Below are 18880 nucleotides of genomic sequence, written 5' to 3'. Positions count from 1 at the left end.
CTGGGCGCTTCGTTTTTGTTCAGAGCATCCACCATGTGGCAACCCAGCCAAACCTACCCTGACCCGGCCATCGAAGTGCTGGACCCGCGCTTTCGCAAGTACCACATCGTGCCCAGCGCCATCGAGCGGCTGGCGCATGGCTGCCGCTGGGCTGAGGGGCCGGTGTGGTTTGGTGATGGACGTTATGTGTTGTGGAGCGACATTCCCAACAACCGCGTGCTGAAGTGGGAAGAAGCTAACGGCGCGGTGAGCGAGTTTCGCAAGCCCTCGGGCTACGCCAACGGCAACACCCGCGACCGGCAAGGCCGCCTGGTCACCTGTGAACACGGCGAGCGCCGCGTGGTGCGCACCGAATACGACGGCACCCAAACCGTGCTGATGGACCGCTTTGAGGGCAAGCGGCTGAACTCACCCAACGACGTGGTGGTGAAGTCCGATGGCTCGGTGTGGTTCACCGACCCGCCCTTCGGCATACTGGGCCACTACGAAGGCAGCCCGGCGACCCCGGAGTTGCCTACCAACGTCTACCGCCTGGACCCAGCCACGGGCCAGGCCACGGTGGTCACCAGCGCCGTGGTGCGCCCCAACGGCCTGTGTTTTTCGCCCGACGAACGCCGCCTGTACGTGGTGGAGTCGGGCACCGTGCCGCGCCGCATCCGAGTGTTCGAACTCAGCGAAGACGGCACACAACTCACGCGCGACGAAGTATTTTTTGATGGCGACCCAAACGCCACACCCGACGGCTTTCGCTGCGACGTGGACGGCAACCTGTGGGCCGGCTGGGGCCTGAGCCCAGAGCACAACGGCGTGCGTATCTTCGCGCCAGACGGCACGGCCATAGGCCACATCCACCTGCCCGAGCGCTGCGCCAATGTGTGTTTTGGCGGCGTGGCGCGCAACCGGCTGTTCATGGCCGCTGGCCAATCGCTGTATGCCTTGTATGTGAACACCCAGGGTGCACCGGGCGGCTAGGCAAGGCCAAACTTGCAGCGCCACCGAGCGGCGGCGCTGCGTGCTTGTACTTTTGGGCGCGGCATTTGAAACACGACGCTTATGCCGTGTAGCGCACCGCCCGTGTCCCACGGCACAAACCCCACAGCCGGATCTGCGCCTGCTGCGCGATTTGCACCGCCAACGCCGTGGGCGCCGACACCGTCGCCAAGGCCCCGATGCCCATGCGCGCACACTTGCGCACCAGCTCGTAACTGGCGCGGCTGGACATGACCACAAAGCCCGGTTCACCCAAGCGTTTCTGTTCGGCCAGTTGGCCTATGAGTTTGTCTAGCGCGTTGTGGCGGCCCACGTCTTCCATCAGCATCAGCAGCTCGCCACCAGGTGATGCCCAGCCTGCGGCGTGCAACGAGCCGGCCTCTGCATTCAGACGCTGCAAGGGCTGCATGCCGTTGACGGCTTTGAGCACACTTGCCACATCCAATTGGTCTAGCCAGGGCTGGCGTGCCACACGCTCGGGCAGCAAGTCCAAGGCCTGCAAGCTGTCTATGCCACACACACCACAGCCAGTACGGCCGGCGAGTGCGCGGCGCTTTTCTTTCAAACGCGCAAAACACGCGGCCGAGATTTCCAACTGCACTTCGCAGCTGGCTGCATCTGCGGCAGTGAACACGTCGATGCCACGGCAATCGGCCATGCTGTCGATCAAGCCTTCGCTCAATGCAAAGCCAAGTGCGAAGGCGGAAAGGTCTTGTGGCGTGGCCATCATCACGGCGTGTGAGATGCCGTTGAACACCAGCGCGATGGGCACTTCGGCGGCGATGCTGTCGTCGCGCGTGAGGCCTGTAGCGCCATTGGCGAACACCTCTACCGGCGCGGCGACCAAGGGTGGCGGCAGCGGTGTGTCGTCACACGTAGTAGCTGGGTCGGATGCGTTCTGCTGCATGTTCATTCACCGGTTTCAGCCGACCACAAAACCCACTGCGCACGGCCCGCATCCGTCAGGTGTGCAATCCAGCGTTCATCGAGCTGCTCCACCCGCACCCAGGCCGGGCCGGGCTGGCCACCGATGGACGCGGCGCTCAACAGGTGCAGGCGCCGCAACAGCACACTCACACCCAAGCCCAGGGCTTTGCCCATGCGTGGCAGGGATACACCTTTGGGGCCAGGCGTTTCGTTCAGCACTTCCAGAATGGCGTGCGACAAGACGTCATTGGCCCAGTCGGGCAAAGGTGTGGGAAGGGCTGGTTGTGCCGATAAATCCATACGCGCAGTTTACGCGTGGGTCTTTGCCATCTCTACCGTTCGGGTCGTCGCCCCGGAGCCCACTTCCCCATGCGGCACCAACACCACCGGAATCGACTTCGATGTCGGTGTTCCCGCATTCAAGGCCACCGACGACAGCGGCACCAGCGGATTCGTCTCTGGGTAATACGCCGCGAGGTTGCCGCGCGGAATGTCGTAAGCCACGAGTTTGAACTTGTCGGCACGCCGAACATTGTTTGCCCCCACGCTCGGCACTTCGTGTCCTCGCTGCCCCCCAAGGGGGCGCTCGCCGGCTTGGGGCTGCCCGGCGCTCGGCTCGGGCCCATCGCTCCACACGGTGAGGATGTCGACCCAGTCGCCGTCTTTCATGCCCAGATGTTTGATGTCCTTGGCATTGATGAAGACCACACGGCGTTGGCCGAACACCCCACGGTAGCGGTCGTCCATGCCGTAGATGGTGGTGTTGTACTGGTCGTGTGAACGTGTGGTCAGCAGCGTGAAAACAGTGGTGTCCAGACCGCGTGCACGCGCTTGATGTGACGGCGTATCCAGTGGCACGGCGTGCACTTCAAACTGCGCCTTCTTGCTGGCGGTGTTCCACACGCGTTCGCTGGCGGTGTTGCGCAGGCGAAAGCCGCCGGGCTTGGCGACCTTGGCATTGAAGTCCTTGAAGTCGTCGAACACGGCTGCAATCTTGTCGCGGATGCGGCTGTAGTCTTCTATCAGCCACAGCCATGGCGTCTGGCTACGCGCACCAATGGTGGCAGCGGCCAGGCGCGCCACGATGGCGGGTTCGGACAACAGGCTCTCGGACGCGGGCGGGTTGATGCCCACCGACATGTGCACCATGCTCATCGAATCTTCCACCGTCACGCCCTGCGTGCCGCCGGCCTGCATGTCGATCTCGGTGCGGCCCAGGCAGGGCAGAATCAGCGCGGCCCGTCCGTGCACCACGTGGCTGCGGTTGAGCTTGGTGGTGACGTGCACCGTCAGATCACACTTCTGCAGCGCGCGCCAGGTCACATAGGTGTCGGGTGTGGCGGCGGCGAAGTTGCCGCCCAGCGCGAAGAACACCTTGCCCTTGCCATCCAACATGGCCTGAATGGCTTCCACCGTGTCCACACCGTTGGCGCGCGGCGCCTTGAAGCTGAAGACCTTTTCCAGGCGATCCAGCAGCGCTGCGGGCGGCTTCTCCCAGATGCCCATGGTGCGGTCGCCCTGCACGTTGCTGTGGCCGCGCACCGGACAGGCGCCTGCACCTTCGCGGCCCAGGTTGCCACGCAGCATCAGCAGGTTGACGATCATCTGTATCGTGCCCACGGCGTGCATGTGCTGGGTGATGCCCATGCCCCAGCAGGCGATCACACGTTTGGCCTTGCGGTAGACCTCGGCGGCGGCGCGGATCTGCTCTTCGCTCAGGCCCGACTCTTGTTCCAGCAGCGGCCAGGACTCGGCCAAAACTTCGGCCTGCAGCGCAGCAAAACCAACCGTGTGTTCTTGAATGAACGCGTGGTCGAGCACGTTCTCACCGGCGGCTTCCAGCTCCAGCAGGTGTTTCATCATGCCCTTGACCGCTGCCAGGTCACCACCCACACGCAGTTGGAAGTAATGTGTGCTGATGGGCGTGGAACCCATGGTGGCCATTTCAAACTTATCTTGCGGGTCGGCAAAACGTTCCAGCCCACGCTCGCGCAACGGGTTGAAGCTGACAATCTGCGTGCCACGTTTGTGCGCCTCGCGCAGTTCACCCAACATGCGCGGGTGGTTGGTGCCGGGGTTCTGGCCAAAGATGAAGATGGCGTCGGCGTGCTCGAAATCTTCTAGCGTCACCGTGCCCTTGCCCACGCCGATCTGCGGGCGCATGCCACTGCCGCTGGGCTCATGGCACATGTTCGAGCAATCGGGGAAGTTGTTGGTGCCGTATTCGCGCACAAACAACTGGTACAAAAATGCGGCCTCGTTGCTGGCCCGGCCCGAGGTGTAGAAGATGGCTTCGTTCGGGTCGGCCAAGGCGTTGAGGTGTTGCGCCACCAGCGCAAACGCGTCGTCCCAGCTGATGGGCAGGTAGTGGTCGCTGGCCGCGTCATAAACCATGGGCTCGGTGAGACGGCCCTGGTCTTCGAGCCAGTAGTCGCTTTGCTCGGCCAGCGAGCTGACGCTGTGCTCGGCAAAAAAAGCACGCCCCACGCGGTTGGCGGTGGCCTCTGCGGCCACGGCCTTGACGCCGTTTTCGCAGAATTCAAAAGTCGAAGCGTGGTTGCGGTCAGGCCAGGCACAGCCGGGGCAGTCAAAGCCATCGGGCTGATTGGCCGAGAGCAAGGTCTTTGCGCCCTTGACCGCAATATGCTGCTTCATCAGGGTTTTGGAGACACTGCGCAGCGCACCCCAGCCACCGGCCGGGCCGGTGTAGAACTCAATTTTCTGTTCGCTCATCGCAGGTCTCCTAAACAATTCATTGTTCTTTTCCATTTCCGGGTCAGCCGTGAATACGAGGACCACGCACCAACATGACAGGCATAAGGCGAGCGTTGGTAGGCACAGTGCACGGTTGACCCGGGCATGGCATCAGTGGAAGAACTTGGCCGTGGCCACCAGGGTGCGGTAAATGCCCCAGGCCAGCGGAATACACACGGCCAACCACGCCAAACCAACGGTCAGGCTGCTGGTCTGCTCAGTGCCCGCCGCACCAGAACCGGCCCCCACCTCGGCGGCCTGCGCCTTCTCGTGTGCCAGGCGTTTTTCCACGGCCAGTTCCTCGTCACTCATGAAGTGTTTGTCGGCGATTGGGCGCACCAGCAGGTTGGCGATCAGGCCAATGACCAGCATGCCCACCAGGATGTACATGGTCTGGTTATAGACCTGTTCACGCGGCAAGCCAAGGCCGAGTTGGTACTCACGCATGTAGTTCACCACCACCGGGCCCAAGATGCCAGCGGTAGCCCAGGCGGTCAGCAGGCGGCCGTGGATGGCGCCAACAAACTGCGTGCCGAACAAGTCTGCCAGGTAGGCCGGAATGGTGGCAAAACCACCGCCGTACATGCTCAGGATGATGCAGAACGCCCCCACAAACAGCAGCTTGCTGCCGGCGCTGGCGGAGGACGGAATGCTGGCGTACAGCAGGCCGCCCAATACAAAGAACACCACATAGGTCATCTTGCGGCCGAGCTTGTCGGACAGGCTGGCCCAGAAGAAGCGGCCGCCGATGTTGAACAGCGACAGCAGCGCGGTAAAACCGCCGGCCACCGTGGCGATGGCCGCCAGTTGCGTCTTGTCGAGTTCGGTGAACTTGGCCGGAATATTGATCAGCGCACCGCCGAACACTTCCTGCAGCATGGGCGAGGACATGCCGATCACACCGATGCCGGCGCTCACGTTCATACACAACACGGTCCACAGCAGCCAGAACTGGGGAATGCCCCAGACCTTCTTCACGTGCACGTGGCGCTGGGTGATCATGGTGTTGGCCTTGGCCGGCGGTGGCGTCCAGCCTTCAGGCTTCCAGCCGGTAGGCGGCACGCGGTAACCCAGGGCGCCGCCCATCATGAAGACGAAATAAACAACCGCCATCACCACGAAGGTCTGCATCACGCCCACGTCGGTAGGGGTGGCAAAGGCTTTCATCAGGTCCACGGCCAGGGGCGAACCAATCATGGCACCACCACCAAAACCCATGATGGCCATGCCGGTGGCCATGCCACGGCGGTCCGGGAACCACTTGATCAGTGTGGATACGGGCGAGATGTAGCCCAGCCCCAGGCCTATGCCACCAATCACACCCGAGCCCAGAATCATCAACCAGAACTGGTGCAGGTGAATGCCCAGTGCCGACAGCAACATGCCGCCGCACCAGCACACGGCCGACACCACACCGGCCTTGCGTGGACCGGCACGTTCCAGCCAGCCGCCCCAGAGCGCGGCCGAGGAGCCCAGCAACACAAAGAACAGCGTGTACATCCAGCCCAGCGTGGCCACGCGCCAGTCGCAGCCGCTGGCAAACAACTCGGCGAAGAAACTCATTTCCTTGGCGCAGGTTTGTGCGCCTGTGCCTGCGGTCTGCAGGGCTTTGGACAAAGGCAGCCAGAACACCGAGAAGCCATAGGCCATACCGATGCACAAGTGAATGGCCAATGCGGCTGGCGGCACCAGCCAGCGGTTGAAACCGGGTCCCGCAATGATGCGTTCTTTTTCCAGGAAACCTGGCGTTGGGTCTGACATGAAGTGTCCTCTTCCTTTTTGGATGTTGTGGCACGCCCGTGACCGGCCTCTCTTGTGCCATGGGTGGTCGCGGGCGGCGGCGAGTGTCGCGGCATGATTTTGATGCGTCAAATTGCTTCAACGCATCGTGCGATTCAAAAAATGAATGTGGACCCGCGCCGCAGCCCTGCATCCGCGCCTTGAAAAGTTCACAAACACGCCACAACCGCCCGGCACCGAAGGCGCAAGATGGCCTCAGCCGCGCTCGGATCACACGCCCACAGCGTCCGTTCAAGCGTGTGATGGCGTCCCTCGAGGATGCTTTTTCGCCCCCGTTGTTCACCCCATAGAGCTTGCCTTACGTCGCGCCCAGCCCCTTCAACTCCAGCATCACCGCCACACCACCATGAAAACAGCCGCACTCGTACTGGCCAGCCTGGCCTTTCTGGGGTCAAACGCCTACGCCGAAAAACTGGTACCCGACAGTCCTGCCGAGCATTACGAGGGGAGCATGCGCTTTTCGATCTTCAAACCCTGCAATGGCGCCGGCTCTCTGTGTAGCGCCCAGGTCCTGGCGGAGGGTCTTATCGAGCTCGATAGCGCGGCAAAGCTGGATCGCTTCCTGCAAACGGCCAGGACGCAGAGTGATGCATCCAACACCTTGCCGCCCTTTCCCAAGATTTCATTCGACAGTGCGGGCGGCAGCATGACCGGCGCCCTGCAACTGGGCCGCTACCTGCGCGCCCACAAGCTCAACACCAACCTCGAATCTGACTACACCCGCACCAGCATCGACCAACTGGACCGCGCGGAAACCTTTGTCTCGAACGCGCGCTGCAACACCGCCTGTGTATTCGCCTTCGCCGGAGGGGTGTCCCGCAGCGTGGACGTCGAATCCAAGATGGGTCTGCAGCAGATTCCCAGAATTCCGGTGAAAAACGTGGTTGGTGGCCCCATCACACCTTCCGCATCGGAGCTTGCCATCTACCTGCGCGACATGGGTGTGCGGCCCGAACTGCTGAACCTGGCCGCGTTGGCCGCGCCGGGCAGCATGGTCTGGTTTTCCGAATCACAACTGGCCCAGACACGCCTGGACAACTCGCAACCCTATGCCAGCCCCTGGGCCCTGATCGACTCGGGCACCGGCAGCCCCGTGGCCAGCGTGCGCCAGGAAATCAGCAACGCGCAGAACGTGAGCCTGATGCTGGGCTACCACGAGGGGCAGTTCATGGTGATCACCTCTACCGAATTGAACCGCACGCTGCTCGACGACGCCCGTATCCAGCTCTTTCCAGTGGGTGGCAAACCGCAGATCTCGCTGCGCACCGAACAACAGGCGATACCGGTGATGCCGACACGCATGTGGACACGCAACGACAGCAACGCCAATGCGGTCTTTGTCGCCGTGGGCACCATCAGCGAGAACGAGGCCCGCCTGCTGTCTTCGGCGCGGACCTTGAGGCTGGAGGACGAACTGCCGCCCCACATGACCGACCTGTCGGGCACGGTGGACCTGAGCACGGAAAACCTCCAGCAAACCCTGGCGTTGTTACTGCGTTCCAAATAAGGCATGAAGGCGAGCGACAGCGTGGCGGCACACGGCTCATCTGAGGCGAGTTCACATTCGCGCCATGCTTGCCAGAGCCCCTCTTTCGACAATGCGCTCATCAGGTCTGAAGACCGCTAGGAGCACACCATGACTGACCGTTTCGCGCCCCTACTCCGCCGTGTTGCGTTGTCGTTTCATCAGTCCGACGAAACTTCGTGGCTGCAGGAAACACAGGACATGTACCGCGCCAACGCCGTGAGCCTTCACCAGGACAGTGAAGAGATGCTCGCGCTGCTGCTGAACGCCGTGTTGATGTGTGGCATGGGCATGCTGATGTACGCGCTGTGTGCTTGATGGAGCGGCGCCACACCAGATCTTTCAACGGTGGGGGCTTTCACGCGCCAATGACCCCGCATGTGTGGCACGCTGCACATGCCATTCGGGCGACTCCAGCAGCGCCAGCGCGGCCTCCAGGGCGCGCGAAACACGCACCCCGGCCTGGGTCATGAAGCCAATCGGCGTGAGAATCTGCGGCGCGACCAGGGGCAGCGCCTCCAGCTCGGGGTTGCTGGCCACGGCGCCCACCATGGCGCCGGGCAACACACTGCACATATGCCCCTCCAACACCGCCAGCGCCAGCGTGAGAACCGAGTTGGTTTCGATCGCAGGCACGACCTCGCACCCGGCATCGGCAAACGCCTGGTCAATGATGGTGCGGTTGTGCATGTCGGGCGTCAGCAGGCACAGCGCACGCTCGGCCGCTTCGGCCCAACTGATGGGGGCACCAAAGGCCAGTGCGCTGCGGCCCCGGTCCTGCGCCGCCGACTCGGCGCGGCGCAGCAGGTAATAGTGTTCGGTGTATTGCGGCCAGGCCGTGAATGGCACGCTGCGCAAATGCATGCGTTCGGTATAACCCAGGCCCAGATCCACCGAGAGGTTTTCCAAGCCGGCTTCCAGGTCATGTGAACTCATGGACATGACCACGGGCCGCAAACCCGGGTGCTGGCGGTGCAGCATGGCCGCAAACAGTGATAACACCGGCACCGCAGTAGGCACTGCGGCCATGCGCAAGCAGCCCGTCAAATGGCCCGCGCCGTGGCTCAGTTCCTGCCGCAGCAGCTCGTGCTCCTGCAGCATGCGCTGGGCCGTGCGCAGCACTTGTTCCCCTTCGTGCGTGAGTCCCGCGTAGGTACGCCCGCGCTTGACGATGACCACGCCAAAATCCGCTTCAAGCGCACGTATGGCATTCGATAGCGCGGGCTGGGTGATATGGCAAGCCTGCGCCGCACGGCCAAAATGCTGGTGCTCGTGTAAAGCCACCAGATATCGCATGGGTGCGAGCAGGTTCATCGGCTGGACTGCCTACGGCATCAGGTGTTTTTGCTGATGGAGATCGTCGGGAACTTGTTTGAATAGTCTTTGTTCTTGCCCGCAATCGCCACCGCCACCTGGCGCGCCATGGCTTTGTACAGGCCGGCGATTTCGCCATCGGGTTCCGCCACCACGGTGGGACGTCCGGTGTCGGCCTGCAGGCGGATGTTGATGTTCAGCGGCAGCGCGCCCAGGTAGGGCATGCCGTACTCGGCGGCCATCTTCTTGCCACCATCGGCACCAAAGATATGTTCCGCATGGCCACATTGGCTGCAGATGTGCACGGCCATGTTTTCCACAATGCCCAGAATCGGCACGCCCACCTTCTCGAACATCTTGATGCCCTTCTTCGCATCCAGCAGCGCGATGTCCTGGGGGGTGGTGACCACCACCGCACCGGTCATGGGCACACGTTGGCTTAACGTGAGCTGGATGTCGCCGGTGCCGGGTGGCATGTCGACGATCAGGTAGTCCAGGTCTTTCCAGTTGGTTTGGCGCAGCAGTTGCTCCAGCGCCTGGGTGGCCATGGGGCCGCGCCAGATCATGGCCTGGTCGGGCTCGACCAGAAAACCGATGGACATCACCTGCACGCCGTGGTTCAGCAGCGGCTCCATGATCTTGCCGTCCAGGCTTTCGGGCTTGCCGTTGATGCCCATCATCATGGGCTGGCTCGGGCCATAAATATCGGCGTCCAGCAGGCCTACACGCGCACCTTCGGCCGCCAGGGCCAGGGCTAGGTTGGCAGCGGTGGTGCTTTTGCCCACGCCTCCCTTGCCCGAGGCCACGGCCACGATGTTCTTCACACCGGGCAGGAGTTGCACGCCGCGCTGCACCGCATGCGGCACCACTTCGCTGCGCACGTTGACGGTGATGGCGGTGCCGGGGGCCGCGGCTTGCACGGCGGCTGTCACGCTTTGCTGCAGCGCCGGGATAAGGCTTTTGGCGGGGTAACCCAACTCGATGTCGACCACGACCGCCTCGGCTTCCACACGCACGCCGCGTATGGCTTTGGCAGACACCAGGTCCTGGCCGGTTTGGGGATCCACAACGCCAGCAAGGGCGGTGCGTACGAGTTGTTCTGTGACGGGCATGCGGGGTTCTCCTGAAGGCCCCGTAGTCTAGCGAAGAGGGTTCGACCTCTCTGGCCGCCGGGCTTTCAGGATTTGCCGCCCCGAGAAACTACAAAATCAATAGCTACTTACGCATACCAATATTGCGCAAGAAGCTAATTTCATGCTGTTTTTTCAAACGTCGCGCGTCAGTTGCAATACCGTGGGCTCAATCTCTATCTCTTGCGCCGGCACCGGGCGCTCCATGTCCTTCAGGCAGACATATAAAAGTGATTTGCGGATCAGCACATGGCTGATGGTGGCGTCTTTGCCGTTGTAGCGCACCACGGCGCCTCTTCTATAAAGGGGGATACGGATCATGTGTTTCTACTCCTAGCGCGCCGGTCATCACGACGCACACAGGCTTGCCTTCAAGGGATGTTGCCAACCGCTTTTGCAGCGCCAATCGGCGCGCAACTGTCTGTCTCATTTTTTTGGTAAACATCGCCTGGCCCGCGCTGCCATTCTGGCCAGCAAGGCCTACAGGTCAGGACTACGATGTTGATGAGCCAATTATCGCCAATGCACCCCCTACAAGTACAGGCGTGGCGACATTCCTGATACAAATTGATAACAATTTCTGCGATAAATCACAGGTAGGAAATTCAGGCGCCCCGGTCAGCCCCGACCGCAACAGGAGACCTCTTGCAACAACCGCCCAGCATCCAGCCCGCCGCCCCGTACAAAGTCCTGTCTGCCGCCGACCTGCCGGCGGTACCGCCCGCGGAAGTCTGCGCACTGCAAAACACCGGCCTGCTGCTCACCGGCGGCGGCGCGCGCGCGGCCTACCAGGTGGGTGTACTCGAAGCCCTGGCCGACATACGCGCCGCTGCCGGCCAGCGCCACGGGCCCAACCCCTTCCCCATCATCACCGGCACCTCGGCCGGGGCCATCAACGCGGCCGCGCTGGCCGGTGGCGCCGACGACTTTGACCAAGCCGTGCGCCGCATCGCCGCCATCTGGCGGAACTTTCGCGCCGAGCAGGTCTACCGCACCGAATCCCTGGGTGTGGTGCGCAGCGGCGCGAGCTGGCTGACCTTGCTGTCGCTGGGCTGGATGATCAACAAATGGCGCCGGGTATCACCGCGCTCCTTGCTCGACAACAGCCCGCTGCGTGCACTGCTGGAGACCATGGTGCCGTTGCAGCGTATTCCCGACCTGGTGGCGCAAGGCCATCTGCGCGCGCTGGCCATCACGGCCTCAAGCTATAGCTCGGGCGAACATGTGACCTTCTTCCAGGGTGTGCCCGACCTGCGCGGCTGGACACGTTCGCAACGTTTTGGCATGCCGCACGAAATCACCATAGACCATTTGCTGGCCTCGTCCGCGATTCCCTTCGTGTTTCCGGCCATGCCACTGACGATGGCGCAGCACACAGAATATTTTGGCGACGGCTCCATGCGCCAGTCGGCGCCCATCGCCCCGGCGATTCACTTTGGCGCGCAGCGCATTCTGGTCGTGGGTGCGGGGCGCATGCATGAACCCAAGGGCGAAGCCCCGACCATGGGCAGCGACATCTACCCCAGCATGGCGCAGATTGCCGGCCACGCCTTGTCCAACATCTTTCTGGATGCACTCTCGGTGGACGTGGAGCGGGTGCAGCGTGTCAACCGCACACTGCAGCTGATTCCGCGCGAAGCCCGCGAAAAGGCCAACTTGCGGCCCATAGAGCTGCTGATCATCTCGCCCTCGGAACGCGTCGATGTGGTCGCCGCGCGCCATATCAAACGCCTGCCCCCCACGGTGCGCGCCATGCTCGGCGGCATGGGCGTGTCGTCACGCGTGGAAGACGCGCGTGGCGCGGCCCTCGCCAGCTACCTGTTGTTTGAAGCCGAATACACCCAGGAGCTGATGACCATGGGTTATGCCGACACCTGCCGCCAAAGTGCCGAGGTATGTGCGTTTTTTGGCTGGCCCGATACCCGCCTGCACGCCCCGGAGCCAGCCCAGGCGACTCAAGCGGCGGCCGGATAAGCCCGCGCCAGCAAGGCCGCCACGTCCACGCCGGCCGGATCGAGAGCGCCCGCGACGCGCCCCCAGCCAGTGGAGCCCAGGCGCGTGTGGATGAAGGCATCGGCCACCGCCACTGGCGCCGTCTGGCGCAGCAAGCCCGCTTGCAGCAGCAGCACCAGGCGCTGGCAGAACAGGCGGCCCTGGCCCTCCAACTGCTCGGGGGCCGTGCCCAACATCTGGCGCAAAGCCTGAGCCTCGGCCAGCACCAGGGCATCGCCTGGGGTCGCATCCACGGCCTGGGCCATCAGCGCCAGCGCGGCCTCGGGGTCACGCGCCACGGCACGCATCACATCCAGGCACATGACATTGCCCGAGCCCTCCCAAATGGAGTTCACCGGCGCCTCACGGTACAGCCGCGCCATCGGGCCATCTTCCACATAACCATTGCCACCAAAGGTTTCCATGGCCTCGCCGGTCAACTCCACGGCGCGCTTGCAGACCCAGAACTTGGCGGCGGGGGTGACGATGCGTTTCCAGGCTTGCTGCAGCGGGTCGTCGGCATGCTCGAAGGCTTGCGCCAGGCGCATGCTCAGCGCCAGCGCGGCTTCGCTTTCCAAAGCCAGGTCGGCCAATACGGCGCGCATCAGCGGCTGCTCGGCCAACACCTTGCCAAAAGCCTGGCGCTGACGGGTATAGGCCAGGGCCTGCACCAGGGCCTGGCGGATGAACGAGGCGCTGCTAACCACACACGACAAGCGGGTGAAGTTAGCCATCTCGATGATGGTGGGGATGCCGCGCCCCTCTTCGCCCATAAGCACGCCCCAGGCGTCCAGAAACTCCACCTCGCTGCTGGAATTGCTCTTGTTGCCAAGCTTGTTTTTCAGCCGCTGGATCTGCACCGCGTTTTTGCTGCCATCGGGCCGCCAGCGCGGCACGAAAAAACACGACGGCCCGCCGTCCGCCGTGCGTGCCACCACCAGGTGTGCATCACACATGGGCGCCGAGAAAAACCATTTATGGCCACGGATCAGATACGGCGCGCCACGCCCGCCCGCGCCCACCGGCGTGGCAGTGGTGGTGTTGGCGCGCACGTCGGAGCCGCCTTGTTTTTCGGTCATGCCCATGCCGATGTAGATTGATGCCTTTTGCGCCAGAGGCACATCACGCGGGTCGTACAACGGGCTCAACAACTTGTCGCCGAGCTGCGCCCATAGCGCCGGTTCACGCTGCAGCAGCGGAATGCTGGCCCAGGTCATGGTGGCCGGGCACATGGAACCCGATTCGACCTGGCTGTGCAGATAAATCGCGGCGATGTTGGCCGCCCAGCGCCCGGGGCGCGTATCGGCGAAGGCCTGCGACACCCAGCCACCTTGGCGAAAGCCCGCCATCAGCGTATGCCAAGCGGGGTGAAACTCCACCTGGTCGATGCGCCGGCCACGCGCATCAAAGTTATGCAGCACCGGCACGATGCGGTTGGCCTCGTCGGCATGCTGAAAGCTCTGGGCACAGCCGACCTCGGCGCCAAAGTGGCTCAGCGCTGACAAGGCCCAGCCGGCCCCGGCGGCGGCTACGGCCTGCTGCAGGGCCGCGTCTGTGCTGAACAGGTTGTAGCCGGTGAGTGCGTCAAACTGGTTGAAGACCTGGTGTGTGGTCCACGGTGTATCCATCTTGCTTCCTTGAAGGCACTGGAGCTTTCAAGTCTAGAAAGAATGCGCAAGACGGGTACACGGGTTGACGCTATACACGGCGCCCCAGCTGCCACATCCGAGACACCGATACCGCTACAGGGCCAGACTTACCACTCGCCCACTTCACGCACACGCTGCGCCAGATCGACCTCTTGCGCCTGAAAGGCCTCTTGCGCCAACGTCGCGCCATCCCAGGCCCGCTGCGGCAAGGCGGCTGCGGCCTCTGGGCTCATGAAGCGCGCTTGCGAGACGTTGACAAACATTTGCTGCAGTGTGCTGCTGAAGTTTTGCGTGAACATATGGCCTCCTTAGATGTCACCAGAGGTTACCGACGCAGCAGCGGCGCCCCTGTAGGAAAAAGACGCATGCGGATGAAGGCGGCACCCACACGCCAGCGCCTCCTTGGCCTGGCCTTCCCCACAGCCATGCCCCCGCGCCACTAGGCCAGTCCTGGCCCGACTAAAATGATAGGTTCCCCTCAAGTTCAGTCGAAAGCCCGCTGCCCATGCCACGCCAACTCTTCGTCACCACCGCACTGCCCTACGCCAATGGCAACTTCCACATCGGCCACATCATGGAATACATCCAGGCCGACATCTGGGTGCGGTTCCAACGAATGCAGGGCAACGCGGTGAACTTCGTCGGGGCGGACGACGCCCACGGCGCACCGATCATGATCGCCGCTGAAAAAGCCGGTAAGACGCCGCAGCAGTTCGTGGCCGACATTGCCGCGGGCCGCAAGCCCTACCTCGACGGCTTCCACATCGCCTTCGACAACTGGAGCAACACCGACAGCCCGGAAAACCACGCGCTGTCGCAACAGATCTACCGCGACCTCAAGGCTGCAGGCTTCATTGAGACACGCACCATCGAACAGTTCTTCGACCCCGAGAAGAACATGTTCCTGCCCGACCGCTTCATCAAGGGTGAATGCCCGCGCTGCCACGCCAAGGACCAATACGGTGACAACTGCGAGGTCTGCAGCTCGGTCTACGCCCCTACCGACCTGATCAACCCTTTCTCGGCCCTGTCTGGCGCCAAGCCGGTGCTCAAATCATCGGAGCACTTCTTCTTCAAGCTGTCCGACCCGCGCTGCGTGGAATTCCTGACCGAATGGACACAAAACGGCGTGCACGTGCAGCCCGAGGTGGCCGGCAAGATCAAGGAATGGTTTGGCACCCGCACCAACCCCGATGGCAGCACCAGCGAAGGCCTGGGCGACTGGGACATTAGCCGCGATGCGCCCTACTTCGGCATCGAAATCCCCGACGCGCCGGGCAAATACTTCTACGTCTGGCTCGACGCGCCCGTGGGCTACCTGGCCTCGTTGAAGAACCTGCTGGAAAAGCGTGGCGAAAGCTATGACGCCTACATGGCCAACCCCGATCTGGAGCAGTACCACTTCATCGGCAAGGACATCATCACTTTCCACACCTTGTTCTGGCCCGCCATGCTGAAGTTCAGCGGCCGCAAGACACCAGACAAGATCTGCGTGCACGGTTTCCTGACGGTGAACAACGGCGAGAAGATGAGCAAGAGCCGTGGCACCGGCCTGGATCCGCTCAAGTACCTGAGCCTGGGCATGAACCCAGAATGGCTGCGCTACTACCTGGCCGCCAAGCTCAATGGCCGCAATGAAGACATCGACTTCACGGCCGACGACTTTATGAAACGCGTCAACAGCGATCTGATTGGCAAGTTCGTCAACATCGCCTCGCGTGCGGCTGGCTTCATCGCCAAGCGCTTTGAAGGCAAGCTGGGCACGGCCTCGGCCGATGGCGCCGAGTTGCTGAACACCATCCGTGCACAAAGCGAAGGCATTGCCAAATCGTTCGAAGCCCGCGACACCGCACGCGCCCTGCGCGAGACCATGTTGTTGACCGACCGCGTGAACGAATACGTCGACGCCAACAAGCCCTGGGAACTGGCCAAGCAAGAAGGCCAGGACGCGCGCCTGCAAGACGTGTGCAGCACCTGCATCGAAGCCTTCCGCCTGCTGACCATCTACCTCAAGCCGGTGCTGCCCGCGCTGGCAACACAGGTTGAGGCCTTCTTAAACGTCGCACCAATGCAGTCCAGCGACGCGCAAACCCTGCTCGGCGCCGGCCACGTGATCGGCGACTACAAACATCTGATGCAACGTGTAGACATCAAGCAGCTCGACGCGCTGTTTGAAGCACCCGCCGCACCAGAACCCGAAAAGCTGTTGCCCGGCGGCGAAGAAATCGCCCCCACCATCACCATAGACGACTTCGCCAAGATCGACCTGCGCATCGCGCTGATCGTGGCCTGCGAAGCCGTGGAGGGCTCGACCAAGCTGCTGCGCCTGACGCTGGACGCCGGTGAAGGCAAAACCCGCAATGTGTTCAGCGGCATCGCCAGCGCCTACAAGCCCGAGCAACTGGTGGGCAAACACACGGTGCTGGTGGCCAACCTGGCGCCACGCAAGATGAAGTTTGGCGTGAGCGAAGGCATGGTGCTGGCCGCCAGCCACGGCGATGAAAAAGCCAACCCCGGCATTTACGTGCTGGAGCCTTTGCCCGGAGCCATGCCGGGCATGCGCGTGCGTTGATCCAGCACTAATCCAACGCTGCTCAGGCAGAATGAAAAAAGAGGCCTTTGTGGCCTCTTTTTTCGTTGTGGGCATACAAGCCGCGTTGCGCGCAGAAACCGTTCAAAGCGAATGCGCCAGGCCGGCCACACATTGCCGCAGGGCATCGCGCAAACATAGGCTCGCCCCCTCCAGAGGCCGATCTTTGGGCGCCACGATGGCCAGCTCGGAATCCTTCATCGTCAGCAGCGGCTTGGCGACCAAGCCCATGCGTTGTGCATAGTGCGCGCCCAGCGATTCGACGATGGCCACTCCCAGTTGCTGCCCGGCGAGTTCACACGCGGTAAAGGACTGCGACACCTCCATCAGCGGCCGGTACTCCAAGCCACTTTGCACAATCGCCTGCTGCGTCGCCAAGCCTGCGGGAAGTGCAGGAGACAAGGCAATCAAACCCAGCTGCGTGACTTCGTCCAACGTGACCTGTTTCACCTTTGCGCGCGGATGTGCGGGATGAAAGACCGCGAACAAACTAACGGCAGCCAGTTGCTCCTTGAAGACCCGCTCATTGGTGGCGGACGAGCCAATCACGATGCCCAGATCGATCCTATGGTCCACGGCCATCTCCAGTATCTCCAGTGCAGAACCGGCACGCACCGCGAAGGTGATCGCGGGATATGCCTTGCGCACACTCACAAGCGCTTGCGGCAGCAGCATTGAAGAGGCCACGGCAACTGCACCGACCGTGAGCCTGGCCGTTGCGCCCTTTCGGATGTCGCTGGCCAGACGGTCCACCGCCTCCATGCCAGACAAAGCGTTCAACACCTCGGGGATCATCGATCGCCCCTGGCTGGTCAGCTGAAGCCGGCGTTGGTCCCGGCTAAATAGCGCAAAACCCAGGCGTGTCTCCATGTCGCGCAAGAGCGCGCTGGCCGCAGGCTGCGTCATGTGAATCGACGCTGCGGCGGCCGTCACGGTGCCTTGTTGATACATGGCACGCAACAGCGAGAGTTCCCGTCGACTCAGCATATGGAATTTGTATGAAAACAGTGTTTTTATCTATTTGACCATATTGCTTCGGCTCACGAAGATCGGGGCGATTCAGTCCACACGCGCCCCTACTCAACCTGCCTCTCGCTACTCACCCATGAGCGCCAACACCATAGCCTCCGTCACGTGTATTCCCATGCGACTCCCCTTCCATCACTGGAGCAAGCCCCCGTTGTTTGCCGGCAGGCCGCGCGACAAGCTGGACAGCGCCTTGGTGCGAGTGCAGACAGAAGACGGCACCGTCGCCTGGGGCGAGTCTTACTGTGTCGAGCCACGCGCCCTGCAAGCCATCTTCGAGACCTTGATTGCGCCCCTGGCCTGCGGCAAGAACGCCGACGACCCGAGCCTGCTACCCAGCATGCAACGTGTGCTGCACAACCTTGGGCGCTCGGGCCCGGTGGTGCATGCTTTGGCCGGCTTGGACATTGCGCTTTGGGACCTCTTGGCCAAGCGCGAAAAGCTGCCGTTGTACCAATTGCTCGGTGGCAAACAACGCGACCGCATTCGGGTCTACGCCTCGCTGCTTCAATACTACGCCGACGCCGACTTGCTGCAGCGGGTGAGCCAGCGCGCGTTGAGCGAGGGCTACACCGAGATCAAGCTCCACGAGCGCACAGCAGAAGCCGTGGCGGCCGTGCGCCAAGCCGTGGGCCCCGATGTGCCGGTGATGGTGGACACCAACTGCGCCTGGCTGCCAGATGAAGCCGAGGCCGCCATCAGCGCCATGTTGCCCTTCAACCCCTTGTGGATTGAAGAGCCGATTTGGATGCCGGAAAACGACCAGGCGCTGGCTGCTTTGAAGCAGCGGGTGCCCGTGCCCCTGGCGGTTGGCGAGAACGCGAGTTGTGCCTTGGCGCTCAAACGCATGGTCGAGAACGAGACGGTTCAATACGTTCAGCCCAGCGTGATCAAGCTGGGGCTGACGGCGGCGCTGGACATCTCTCGTGCCTGCGAAGGGAGCCGCGTGACGTGTGCTCCACAGGTCGCCTTCTTTGGCCCCGGTTTCCTCGCCAGCATGCATCTGATCGCCGCGCAACAGACCGAGGTTTCGCTAGAGCGCCTGTACGTCGAACTGGCCCACGTGCCGTATGGCCAATCCGTTCCCATCGAGCGCGGTTGGCTGCAAATACCCGACACACCCGGGCTCGGCGCCGAGCCAGAAGTCGAACTGGTGCAAGGCCGATTCACTCAGTGATCGCTC

16 protein-coding genes are annotated in these 18880 nt (G+C 62.6%); 6 read left to right on the top strand and 10 right to left on the bottom strand.

From position 1 onward, the window contains the following. The first annotated feature begins 33 nt into the window (after window positions 1–33). On the top strand, window positions 34–972 hold the full coding sequence (locus ACFQ95_RS03030) for an SMP-30/gluconolactonase/LRE family protein (protein WP_422829325.1): 939 nt from the start codon (window positions 34–36) through the stop codon (window positions 970–972). A 79-nt stretch (window positions 973–1051) separates the two neighbouring features. Here the strand turns inward: ACFQ95_RS03030 and fdhD are convergent, their stop codons facing one another. The 4 genes from fdhD to ACFQ95_RS03010 all read right to left on the bottom strand — a co-directional run bounded on the left by fdhD (window position 1052) and on the right by ACFQ95_RS03010 (window position 6432). Continuing rightward, window positions 1052–1897 carry a formate dehydrogenase accessory sulfurtransferase FdhD gene (gene fdhD / locus ACFQ95_RS03025; RefSeq protein ID WP_422829324.1) on the bottom strand — a complete coding sequence of 282 codons (846 nt, stop codon included), beginning with the start codon at window positions 1895–1897 and terminating at the stop codon, window positions 1052–1054. Between the two features lie 2 nt (window positions 1898–1899). Continuing rightward, window positions 1900–2217, bottom strand: a complete 318-nt coding sequence (locus ACFQ95_RS03020; protein ID WP_422829323.1) for a hypothetical protein — start codon at window positions 2215–2217, stop codon at window positions 1900–1902. Window positions 2218–2226: 9 nt separating this feature from the next. Further along, window positions 2227–4650 carry an FdhF/YdeP family oxidoreductase gene (locus ACFQ95_RS03015; RefSeq protein WP_422829322.1) on the bottom strand — a complete coding sequence of 808 codons (2424 nt, stop codon included), beginning with the start codon at window positions 4648–4650 and terminating at the stop codon, window positions 2227–2229. Between the two features lie 132 nt (window positions 4651–4782). Beyond that, window positions 4783–6432: an OFA family MFS transporter gene (locus ACFQ95_RS03010; RefSeq protein WP_422829321.1), complete on the bottom strand. Its 1650-nt coding sequence runs from the start codon at window positions 6430–6432 to the stop codon at window positions 4783–4785. A gap of 385 nt (window positions 6433–6817) precedes the next feature. On the opposite strand from ACFQ95_RS03010, the gene ACFQ95_RS03005 reads away from it, so the two are divergent. Further along, a complete protein-coding gene (locus ACFQ95_RS03005) occupies window positions 6818–7978 on the top strand; it encodes a hypothetical protein (protein WP_422829320.1) in 1161 nt (386 codons plus the stop codon). Window positions 7979–8107: 129 nt separating this feature from the next. Beyond that, entirely contained in the window at window positions 8108–8314 is a 207-nt protein-coding gene (locus tag ACFQ95_RS03000; protein ID WP_422829319.1) for a hypothetical protein, read from the top strand. 24 nt (window positions 8315–8338) lie between these two features. Here the strand turns inward: ACFQ95_RS03000 and ACFQ95_RS02995 are convergent, their stop codons facing one another. From ACFQ95_RS02995 to ACFQ95_RS02985, 3 genes are all read right to left on the bottom strand, one after another. Beyond that, window positions 8339–9310 carry a LysR family transcriptional regulator gene (locus tag ACFQ95_RS02995; RefSeq protein ID WP_422829318.1) on the bottom strand — a complete coding sequence of 324 codons (972 nt, stop codon included), beginning with the start codon at window positions 9308–9310 and terminating at the stop codon, window positions 8339–8341. Window positions 9311–9330: 20 nt separating this feature from the next. Then, window positions 9331–10422 (bottom strand): iron-sulfur cluster carrier protein ApbC, encoded by a 1092-nt coding sequence (apbC, locus tag ACFQ95_RS02990; RefSeq protein WP_422829317.1) that lies wholly within the window; start codon window positions 10420–10422, stop codon window positions 9331–9333. A gap of 153 nt (window positions 10423–10575) precedes the next feature. Further along, window positions 10576–10761 carry a hypothetical protein gene (locus ACFQ95_RS02985; RefSeq protein WP_422829316.1) on the bottom strand — a complete coding sequence of 62 codons (186 nt, stop codon included), beginning with the start codon at window positions 10759–10761 and terminating at the stop codon, window positions 10576–10578. A 369-nt stretch (window positions 10762–11130) separates the two neighbouring features. On the opposite strand from ACFQ95_RS02985, the gene ACFQ95_RS02980 reads away from it, so the two are divergent. Then, the gene (locus ACFQ95_RS02980; RefSeq protein ID WP_422829545.1) at window positions 11131–12414 is read left to right on the top strand and encodes a patatin-like phospholipase family protein; all 1284 of its coding nucleotides are present in this window, start codon (window positions 11131–11133) and stop codon (window positions 12412–12414) included. On the opposite strand, the gene ACFQ95_RS02975 is transcribed toward ACFQ95_RS02980, so the two are convergent. Both ACFQ95_RS02975 and ACFQ95_RS02970 read right to left on the bottom strand, forming a co-directional pair. Then, window positions 12396–14060, bottom strand: a complete 1665-nt coding sequence (locus tag ACFQ95_RS02975) for an acyl-CoA dehydrogenase family protein (RefSeq protein ID WP_422829315.1) — start codon at window positions 14058–14060, stop codon at window positions 12396–12398. The genes ACFQ95_RS02980 and ACFQ95_RS02975 overlap by 19 nt on opposite strands. A gap of 128 nt (window positions 14061–14188) precedes the next feature. Next, window positions 14189–14380 carry a hypothetical protein gene (locus ACFQ95_RS02970; protein ID WP_422829314.1) on the bottom strand — a complete coding sequence of 64 codons (192 nt, stop codon included), beginning with the start codon at window positions 14378–14380 and terminating at the stop codon, window positions 14189–14191. 206 nt (window positions 14381–14586) lie between these two features. Between ACFQ95_RS02970 and metG the strand changes: the two genes are divergently transcribed. After that, window positions 14587–16653 (top strand): methionine--tRNA ligase, encoded by a 2067-nt coding sequence (metG, locus tag ACFQ95_RS02965; RefSeq protein ID WP_422829313.1) that lies wholly within the window; start codon window positions 14587–14589, stop codon window positions 16651–16653. 102 nt (window positions 16654–16755) lie between these two features. On the opposite strand, the gene ACFQ95_RS02960 is transcribed toward metG, so the two are convergent. Continuing rightward, window positions 16756–17658 carry a LysR family transcriptional regulator gene (locus ACFQ95_RS02960; RefSeq protein WP_422829312.1) on the bottom strand — a complete coding sequence of 301 codons (903 nt, stop codon included), beginning with the start codon at window positions 17656–17658 and terminating at the stop codon, window positions 16756–16758. A 118-nt stretch (window positions 17659–17776) separates the two neighbouring features. On the opposite strand from ACFQ95_RS02960, the gene ACFQ95_RS02955 reads away from it, so the two are divergent. Continuing rightward, the gene (locus ACFQ95_RS02955) at window positions 17777–18874 is read left to right on the top strand and encodes a mandelate racemase/muconate lactonizing enzyme family protein (RefSeq protein ID WP_422829311.1); all 1098 of its coding nucleotides are present in this window, start codon (window positions 17777–17779) and stop codon (window positions 18872–18874) included. The last annotated feature ends 6 nt before the right edge of the window (window positions 18875–18880 follow it).

Origin of the sequence: Variovorax sp. HJSM1_2, assembly GCF_049316285.1 — a bacterium.
Taxonomy (GTDB): Bacteria; Pseudomonadota; Gammaproteobacteria; order Burkholderiales; family Burkholderiaceae_C; genus Rhodoferax_B.
This window is presented reverse-complemented; position numbering and strand designations above follow the sequence as displayed.